This window comes from Psychrobacter sp. 16-MNA-CIBAN-0192, assembly GCF_040309565.1.
GTDB lineage: Bacteria > Pseudomonadota > Gammaproteobacteria > Pseudomonadales > Moraxellaceae > Psychrobacter.
Map to the genome: position 1 here is coordinate 1 of NZ_JBEOOX010000148.1, position 281 is coordinate 281.

Genomic DNA, 281 nt, shown 5'->3' on the forward strand with positions numbered 1-281 from the left:
ATGCTAAAGCGGCAAAAGGATTTTCATTTTCTTCTTCTTCAGGTATCTCACCAAATTGCTCAACCGTCATTTCACAGTCATCGTGCTTCGGTGCCATCGGTGTTTTAAGCAATATTTCATCTTCAACCAATTTTTTCAAAGGCAATAAGCGCTCTGGCGACTGCTCAGTAATGACTTCATCAAGCAATAAATAGTCCTGCTCTTCATTGACTAGGCGCACTTGGCTCTCGTCATCGAGTAGTGCAATATCATAATCATCAGTTAAGTCAGTGGCTACGGGT

Annotated in this window: 1 pseudogene; it reads right to left on the reverse strand. The window is 42.0% G+C overall.

The annotated features are described in order from the left end of the window. Nucleotides 1-281: pseudogene (locus AAEY78_RS12700) on the reverse strand (DUF177 domain-containing protein); the annotation flags it as partial.